This is a genomic window from Candidatus Saccharimonadia bacterium (assembly GCA_035544015.1).
Lineage (GTDB): Bacteria > Patescibacteriota > Saccharimonadia > UBA4664 > UBA4664 > UBA5169.
On record DATKIP010000044.1, the window covers coordinates 1 to 1,463 of the forward strand.

Sequence of the window (1,463 nt, forward strand, 5' to 3'; positions counted from 1 at the left end):
TCGACGCGCACGCCGACGGCCCTTGGTGCGCGCGCGACGTCCTCGGTGGCACCAATTGCGGTTTTTACACCTACGCACAGTGCCGGGCGGACATCGTAGGCATCGGGGGATCTTGCGTGCCCAATCAAAACTACGCCGGTAGCCCCCAAAGCTACGGCCGCGATGCGCGTCGACGACCGCGCCAGGGGCCGTACTAGTGGATCGAATCTAACACTTGGTGCCCTCTTCTGACAGCGGCAATGATTTTGTCTGGATCTGCGGTCCATGTGAACGGCTTGGGATCATGGTTTGTCTCCGCGACGAAACGGTTGATGGTGGCTTGGAGATCGACCACGCATCGGAAGACACCGCGCTTTAGTCGCCGCTTGGCAAGTTTGGCGAAGAACCCCTCGACGGCGTTGAGCCACGAACACGAGGTCGGTGTGAAGTGGAAGGTAAAGCGCGGGTGCCGGTCCAGCCATTGACGCACCTTTGGATGCTTGTGGGCAGCGTAGTTGTCGAGGATCACGTGCACACTTTTTTTGGCCGGCACCTGCGCGTCAATGGCGTTCAAGAAGCGGATGAACTCCTGATGACGATGGCGCTGCATACATCGGCCAATGACCTTGCCTTCGAGGACATCGAGAGCAGCGAACAGCGTCGTTGTGCCATGGCGCTTGTAGTCGTGGGTCATCGTGCCGGCTCGGCCTTTCTTCATCGGCAGGCCGGGCTGGGTGCGGTCGAGCGCCTGGATTTGCGACTTTTCGTCGACCGAGAGGACGATGGCATGGGCGGGCGGATCGACATAAAGCCCGACAACATCGCGCAGCTTGTCGATGAACTTCGGGTCGTTGGAGAGCTTGAACTGGTGGACCCGGTGCGGCTGGAGACCATGCGTGCGCCAGATGCGCTGGACGGAACTCGCGCTGATACCGACGGCTTTCGCCATCATAGTAGCAGTCCAATGGGTCGCCTCGGCGGGCGGATCGGTCCGGGTGAGCGCCACAACACGCTTGGCGATATCCGACCCGAGTGGTGGGATGCGCGAGGGTCGTGTCTTATCACGCAAGAGGCCGTCGTAACCCGCCTGCATGAAGCGTTCCTGCCACCGCCACACACAGGTCTTCGACTTGCCGGTCCGGCGCATAATCTCATTGGTGCCGACACCGTCTGCGCTCAACAGAACGATCTCGGCCCGCCAGACATGCTTATGCGGTGCGTTGCGATCCCCCGCGACCGTGGTCAGACGGCGGCGATCAACAGGCTTGAGAGTAATGGAAATTCCGGTTCGCATGCGCCAGACTTGCATGCAACGAGCCCGACGGGAATCCCTTCCAGGATTCAAATGTTAGATTTGATCCACTAGGAGCCCAGCCCCACCGAAGCGGGCTGAAGTGATGTTCTCTCTAGGATCGGCAGGAGTCACCTCCGTGTGGCAAGCGGTAACTGCGCGGCATGCCGTCGAGTCGAATTTCGTACTGAGC

2 protein-coding genes are annotated in these 1,463 nt (G+C 60.4%); one reads left to right on the forward strand and one right to left on the reverse strand.

Annotated features, from left to right (window positions below; translation table 11 throughout):
* A partial coding sequence (locus VMT30_02645) for a DUF3551 domain-containing protein (GenBank protein HVQ43840.1) occupies positions 1-197 on the forward strand: 197 nt, incomplete at its 5' end.
* Here VMT30_02645 and VMT30_02650 read toward each other — a convergent pair.
* The gene (locus VMT30_02650; protein HVQ43841.1) at positions 194-1,273 is read right to left on the reverse strand and encodes an IS630 family transposase; all 1,080 of its coding nucleotides are present in this window, start codon (positions 1,271-1,273) and stop codon (positions 194-196) included. The genes VMT30_02645 and VMT30_02650 overlap by 4 nt on opposite strands.
* Positions 1,274-1,463: the final 190 nt, after the last annotated feature.

Excerpts from the sequence above, each read along its gene's own strand:
- VMT30_02650 (HVQ43841.1), bottom strand. The coding sequence starts at position 1,273 with ATGCGAACCGGAATTTCCATTACTCTCAAGCCTGTTGATCGCCGCCGT.